Below are 6,694 nucleotides of genomic sequence, written 5' to 3'. Positions count from 1 at the left end.
CCTGCGCCGCCTGCTGCATCTCCCGTTCGAGCCGACGCAGGTAACGGCCCGTCTGCCCGGACATGAAGTCGCAGAAGTCCTCGACGATCTCCCGATGGGTGGCCGCGTCGACCCGTCCCACGCAGGGTGCCGAGCACCGGTCGATGTACCCGAGCAGGCACGGCCGTCCGACCTGCGCGGCCCGTTTGAAGACCCCGCCCGAGCACGTGCGGGCGGGGAAGACCCGCAGGAGCAGATCGAGGGTCTCCCGGATGGCCCAGGCATGCGCGTACGGGCCGAAGTACCGGACGCCCTTGCGCTTGGGTCCCCGCATGACCTGCAGGCGCGGGAACTCCTCGTGGAGGGTCACGGCGAGACTCGGGTAGCTCTTGTCGTCGCGGTAGCGGACGTTGAAGCGCGGGTCGAACTGCTTGATCCACGTGTACTCGAGCTGGAGGGCCTCGACCTCGGTCGAGACGACGGTCCAGTCGACCGAGCTCGCCGAGGAGACCATGTGCTGCGTACGCGGATGGAGGGTGTGCAACTCGGCGAAGTAGTTGGCCAGCCGGGCCCGCAGGTTCTTGGCCTTGCCGACATAGAGCACACGACCGTGCTCGTCACGGAAACGATAGACACCGGGTGTCTCGGGGATCGAGCCCGGCGCGGGCCGGTAGGACGCCGGATCAGCCATGAACCGAGCCTACGGCGACCTTCATCCCGAGCAAGCAGCACCTGCACGTAACCATTTCATCACGCATAGCGCGCGGGCTTGACGGCGGGTTCCCTCCGGTGGTGGCGGTAGGGTAACGAGCGGCGACGGCCACCCGGTAGCGTCGTGACCGATTACACACCTTCCGCTGTTTCGGGGCCCCCGTTGGCGTCCGGGGCGGAGGGCTGCGACCCTCGAGACATCGGGCAAGCGAACCGAGGGAGCCAGCGCGTGCTTGGTAAGGACGTCACGGCGGAGTTCGTCGTGGACGACGCGTCCAGCCGTGGGCGGATCACCGTGTTCCAGATCTGCTGGGGCGCCCGCGACCCGTTGGCCGTGTCCATGACGCTGGTGTCCAGGCCGGAGCATCCCGCGCTGCCGCAGGGCAGCTGGGTCGCACCACGCGACACCCTGCGCGCCGGCCTGGAGACGGCGGTGGGCGACGGGGACGTCCGGATCGGTCCCGACACGGATCGGCGCGGCGTGCGGCTCGACTTGGTGCACGGCGACCGCCAGTCCGTGGTAGTGGTCGCGGCGTCGTCGCTACGCAGCTTCCTGGACCGCACCGAGCGGCTTGTCCCGACCGGTCAGGAGCACACCGAACAGGAGCTGGACGCCGTCCTCGCGGACCTGCTGCGGACCTGAGCGGGCGGGAGCGGTCCCACCTCGGCGACCTGGTCCCTGAGGATCTCCCGGAGGAAGACCGCGGTGTGGCTCTCCTCGACCGCCGCCACGGCCTCGGGCGACCCCTGCGCGACGACACGGCCGCCTCCCGTGCCCCCCTCCGGACCCAGGTCAATGATCCAGTCCGCCGTCTTGATGACATCGAGGTTGTGCTCGATCACGATGACCGTGTTCCCGGCGTCGACCAGCCGGCCGAGCACGCCGAGCAGCTTGCGGATGTCCTCGAAGTGCAGACCGGTCGTCGGCTCGTCGAGCACGTAGACCGTCCGGCCGGTGGAGCGCCGCTGCAGCTCCGAGGCGAGCTTGACCCGCTGCGCCTCGCCGCCGGACAGGGTCGGCGCCGACTGGCCGAGCCGGACGTACCCCAAGCCGACGTCGTTCAGCGTCCGCAGGTGGCGGGCGATGGCCGGCACCGCGGCGAAGAACTCCGCCGCCTCCTCGATCGGCATGTCGAGCACCTCGGCGATGTTCCTGCCCTTGTAGTGCACCTCCAGCGTCTCCCGGTTGTACCGGTCGCCGTGGCAGACCTCGCACGGCACGTACACGTCTGGCAGGAAGTTCATCTCAATCTTGAGGGTGCCGTCACCGGAACACGCCTCGCACCGCCCGCCCTTGACGTTGAACGAGAACCGGCCCGGCAGATAGCCACGGACCTTCGCCTCGGTCGTCTCGGCGAACAGCCGGCGGATGTGGTCAAACACGCCGGTGTAGGTGGCGGGGTTGGACCGCGGTGTGCGTCCGATCGGGGACTGGTCGACCCGGACCGCCTTGTCGAGGTGGTCGAGCCCGCTGACAGTGCGGTGCCGGCCCGGCACCTGCCGGGCGCCGTTGAACTTGTTCGCCAGGACGGCGGCGAGGATGTCGTTGACGAGGGTGGACTTCCCCGAGCCCGACACCCCGGTGACGGCCACGAAACAGCCCAGCGGGAACGACACGGTGACGTCGCGCAGGTTGTGCTCCCGGGCCCCGTGTACGGTCAGTGCCCGGCCCTTGGCCGGCACCCGGCGGATGTCGGGCACCGGGACCCGCCGCCGCCCGGACAGGTAGGCGCCGGTCATCGACTCCTCGCTGGCGAGCAGCTTCTCGACCGGCCCGGAGACGACGACCCGGCCGCCGTGCTCGCCGGCGCCGGGGCCGATGTCGACCACCCAGTCGGAGGCGCGAATCGTGTCCTCGTCGTGCTCGACGACGATGAGCGTGTTACCCAGGTCGCGCAGCCGCAGCAGGGTCTGGATGAGCCGGCGGTTGTCCCGCTGGTGCAGGCCGATCGACGGCTCGTCGAGCACGTACAGCACCCCGACGAGCCCGGAACCGATCTGGGTGGCCAGCCGGATGCGCTGTGCCTCGCCGCCCGCCAGGGTGCCGGCGGCCCGGTCGAGGGAGAGGTAGTCCAGCCCCACGTCCAGCAGGAACGTCAGCCGCGCGTCGACCTCCTTGAGCACCCGACCGGCAATGGTCCGCTCCCGTTCGGTGAGGTCGAGCCGGCGCAGGAACACGGCGCACTCGCCGATCGCCAGACCCGAAACCTCGGCGATCGACCGGCCACCCAGCGTCACCGCGAGTGACTCCGGCTTTAGCCGCGCGCCGCGGCAGGCCGGGCAGGGGATGTCGCGCATGTAGCCCTCGTACCGCTCCCGGCTGCTGTCCGACTCGGCCTCGCGGTGCCGGCGGCCCAGGAAACCGATCACGCCCTCGAAGGAGGTGTGGTAGGAACGCTTGCGGCCGTAGCGGTTGGTGTAGCCGACGTGGATCTCGGTGTCGCCGCTGCCGTACAGCACGGCCTTGCGGGCCCGCTCGGGCAGCCCCTCCCACGGGGTGTCCATCCTGAAGCTGAGGTCCTCGGCGAGGGCCGTGAGCAACCGTTCGAAGTACTCCTTGTTGTGGCCGCCCGACCAGGGGGCCACCGCGCCCTGCGCCAGCGACAGGGTGGGGTCGGGCACGACGAGCTCCGGGTCGACCTCCTTGCGGGTCCCAATCCCGGTGCACTCGGGGCAGGCGCCGTACGGCGAGTTGAACGAGAACGACCGCGGCTCCAGCTCCTCAAAGGAGAGGTCGTCGTAGAGGCAGGCCAGATGCTCGGAGTACATCCGCTCGCGCTCGGGATCGTCGGTGTCGCGGTCGACGAAGTCAACCAGGACGAGCCCGCCGCCCAGCTTCAGGGCCGTCTCCACCGAGTCGGTGAGCCGCCGCTTCGCTGACGACTTGATCGCGAGCCGATCGACGACGACCTCGATCGTATGCTTGCGCTGCTTCTCCAGCTTCGGCGGATCGGTGAGCGGCACCACCGTGCCGTCGACGCGGGCCCGTGCGAACCCGGAGCTCTGCAGCTCGGCGAACAGGTCGACGTACTCGCCCTTGCGGCCACGCACCACCGGGGCCAGCACCTGGAAGCGGGTGCCTTCGGGCAACTCCAGCAGCCGATCGACGATCTGCTGCGGGGTCTGCCGGGAGATCAGCCGCCCGCACTTCGGGCAGTGCGGGCGGCCGGCGCGGGCGAAGAGCAGCCGCAGGTAGTCGTAGACCTCGGTGATCGTGCCGACGGTGGACCGCGGGTTGCGCGAGGTCGACTTCTGATCGATGGAGACGGCCGGAGACAGCCCCTCGATGAAGTCGACGTCGGGCTTGTCCATCTGCCCGAGGAACTGCCGCGCATAGGCCGACAGCGACTCCACGTAGCGCCGCTGCCCCTCGGCGAAGATTGTGTCGAAGGCGAGGCTGGACTTGCCGGACCCGGACATACCGGTGAAGACGATCAGCCCGCCGCGGGGCAGGTCGAGGTCGACGTCACGGAGATTGTGTTCACGCGCGCCACGCACGACAAGAAGATCGGCCATCGACAAACCCTCATGATCTTCAGTAAGACCGGACCTGGGCGAGTGTGGCCATGCTACGGATGAGGACCGACACTTTTCCGGGGGCGGCCACCTAACCATCAGCCGGACGAATCCGTCGAATCCGGCAGAGACCTCGGATGCGTCAGAGGCGTCAGAGGCGTCAGATCTCCCGGTGCCACCCGACGGACCGTAACGACCGGCAGCTATCCCCTGTTCCCGTCCCATCCGCGCCATCCACTCCGGAGATGATCATCATGAGCGACACCAACGGCGGCGACACCAGCCGCACCGGCTACACCGGCTACACCGGCTACACCGGGAAAGTCACGGTCGGCGGTCCGGCCGACGTGCGGACCCTGCCAGGCCTGACGATCACCAAGGTCGCCGTCGGCCCGATGAACAACAACGCCTACCTACTGCGCTGCCCGGTCACCGGGGAGCAGCTGCTCGTCGACGCGGCGAACGAGGCCGACACGCTGCTGCGGCTTGCCGGGGATGCGGGGCTGGCAACGGTGGTCACCAGCCATCGGCACGATGATCATGTTCAGGCCCTCGCAGATGTGGTCACCACCACCGGGGCCAGCACGGTCGCCCATCCGGACGATGCCCCGGCCATTCCGGTGCCCACCGCGCGGCAGGTGCGCGAGGGGGACGAGATCGCCGTCGGGACGGCGGCCCTTCGGGTGATCCACCTGGTCGGGCACACACCCGGATCCATCGCCCTGCTCTACGACGCCGATCCCGCCGCTCCCCACCTCTTCACCGGAGACTGCCTGTTCCCTGGCGGCCCTGGAAACACGTTCGGTGACGAACAGGCCTTCACGACGCTGATGGACGATCTCGAACGCAAGATCTTCGGCCCACTGCCGGACACCACCTGGATCTACCCCGGCCACGGACACGACACCACCCTCGGCGCCGAACGCCCGCACCTGGCGGAATGGCGCGCCCGCGGCTGGTGACGGTGGCGGTGAGGCCGGCTACGGCGAGCTCGCGCACTCACGCCACCGGGCACTCACGCCACCGGATACGCTCACTCCCCCGAGACCCCCTCCGGCACGAGGTGATGCTGGCGTTACGTCCGCTGGCCAGAGGAGCCAGAGAAGCCGGGGGCGCCGTCGGCAAGATCATCGATCAGATCGTCCTGCCGCTGCCGCGGCGTCCGCGGGACCGGGCGGAGATGGCCGAGACGCAGCCGCGTCTCGGCCGGGACGGCGTGCCACCGTGAGCTGACCGCGGGCTCCCAGCCTGGCCGGGCCAGCCCGCTCACCAGCCCGGAGAGGATCCGGACCGCGCGCAACGCGTCGTGCGACCGGCCCACGGCCAATTTGCGCGCGGCGAGGACGGTCAACTGGGCCGCGTGCACCGCGGTCCACGACCGGCCCACGTCGTGACGGTGCCGCCGGGCATAGGTGGCGGCCGACCGGCCGAGTTCGGCGTACAGCAGCCCGGACCGCCCGACGGTCTCCCCGCCCACATGAACGACCGGCCAGGCGTCGTCCGCCCAGACGATGCGCCCGCCCGCGGCGTGCAACCGGGCGAACAGATCCGTCTCCTCGTAGTACATCCAGTACGACGGGTCGAATCCGCCCAGCCGTAGGAAAATCTCCGAGCGGACGGCGAAGAAGGCGCCGACCGGATAGCGCAGTTCCGGCCACCTCTCCACCGCGGCGCTCTCGCCCCGTACCGCCGTGTAGGCGTTCGTCCGCGGGCGCGGCAGGACGGCACTCGCCCGTCCCCGCTCGCCCGCTGTGCCGCGGATCGGGAAGCCGACCACGTCGGCGGACGACGGGGCCCAGGCGAGCAGCTTCGGGATCATCATCGCGGTGTCGGCAGGGACCGTCACATCACTGTTGACCACCAGGATCCACTCCGGCCGCAGCCCGTCCTCCAGGGCACGGCGGACAGCGAGGTTCACCGCGGTGCCGTATCCGACGTTCCCGTGCCCCTGGACCACGCGCACACCGTCCGGCAACGCATCATGCCTGGATTTCCCATCATTTTCTACCAGAAATACCCGACATTCCGCCATGGCATCCAGTGTGGTCAGCAACCGGTACAGAGACGTCGATCCCCCGTGAGAAACGACGACCGCCAACAGCCTGTGCATCATCCGCCTTCGGCTAGTGCGCCCGCAACGAGCTGCGAAATTTCGGGAAGAATCGGCAAGAAAGGACCACGACTCACACCGAACGAGTACACACGATCGGTCCCGGAACGTCGAGTATTCCCGCCCGCGCGTCTCCTCGCCCGCGTCAGAGAGATACGTTCCGGCGGCTGGATGTGCACCGAATGTACCGCAGTACCCGCCGGAGCCAGCATAACCGATGAGCCAGGACTGTCAGGCATCCTCGTTCCCGGCGCGTCGCGACACCATTCCTCGATATGTTTCCGGGCGGGTGGCGAACCGGGCCCGGTTCGCCACCCGCCCGCCGGTCATCGGGGCACCGCCTGGGAGCCTTCGGCCACGCCCTCCGGCTCGGCCACG

Annotated in this window: 5 protein-coding genes; 2 read left to right on the top strand and 3 right to left on the bottom strand. The window is 69.3% G+C overall.

Going from position 1 to position 6,694, the window contains the following annotated elements:
• Positions 1–670 (bottom strand): GIY-YIG nuclease family protein (locus AC08ON_RS02545; RefSeq protein WP_476616384.1); only part of this gene is annotated, 670 nt, incomplete at its 3' end.
• Positions 671–919: 249 nt separating this feature from the next.
• On the opposite strand from AC08ON_RS02545, the gene AC08ON_RS02540 reads away from it, so the two are divergent.
• Positions 920–1,333: an SsgA family sporulation/cell division regulator gene (locus AC08ON_RS02540; protein ID WP_476606262.1), complete on the top strand. Its 414-nt coding sequence runs from the start codon at positions 920–922 to the stop codon at positions 1,331–1,333.
• On the opposite strand, the gene uvrA is transcribed toward AC08ON_RS02540, so the two are convergent.
• The gene (gene uvrA, locus AC08ON_RS02535; protein ID WP_476606263.1) at positions 1,276–4,206 is read right to left on the bottom strand and encodes an excinuclease ABC subunit UvrA; all 2,931 of its coding nucleotides are present in this window, start codon (positions 4,204–4,206) and stop codon (positions 1,276–1,278) included. The genes AC08ON_RS02540 and uvrA overlap by 58 nt on opposite strands.
• Positions 4,207–4,460: 254 nt before the next feature.
• Between uvrA and AC08ON_RS02530 the strand changes: the two genes are divergently transcribed.
• Positions 4,461–5,168 (top strand): MBL fold metallo-hydrolase, encoded by a 708-nt coding sequence (locus tag AC08ON_RS02530; protein ID WP_476606264.1) that lies wholly within the window; start codon positions 4,461–4,463, stop codon positions 5,166–5,168.
• 113 nt (positions 5,169–5,281) lie between these two features.
• On the opposite strand, the gene AC08ON_RS02525 is transcribed toward AC08ON_RS02530, so the two are convergent.
• Entirely contained in the window at positions 5,282–6,316 is a 1,035-nt protein-coding gene (locus tag AC08ON_RS02525) for a glycosyltransferase family 2 protein (RefSeq protein ID WP_476606265.1), read from the bottom strand.
• Positions 6,317–6,694 lie beyond the last annotated feature (378 nt).

It is taken from the genome of Frankia sp. CoWAU3 (genome assembly GCF_977971855.1).
Note: the sequence above shows the minus strand (reverse complement) of the source record. Positions and strands in the feature narration are given on the sequence as shown.

Coding starts and splice junctions, on each gene's coding strand:
- uvrA (WP_476606263.1), bottom strand. CDS start 4,206: ATGGCCGATCTTCTTGTCGTGCGTGGCGCGCGTGAACACAATCTCCGT.
- AC08ON_RS02530 (WP_476606264.1), top strand. CDS start 4,461: ATGAGCGACACCAACGGCGGCGACACCAGCCGCACCGGCTACACCGGC.
- AC08ON_RS02525 (WP_476606265.1), bottom strand. CDS start 6,316: ATGCACAGGCTGTTGGCGGTCGTCGTTTCTCACGGGGGATCGACGTCT.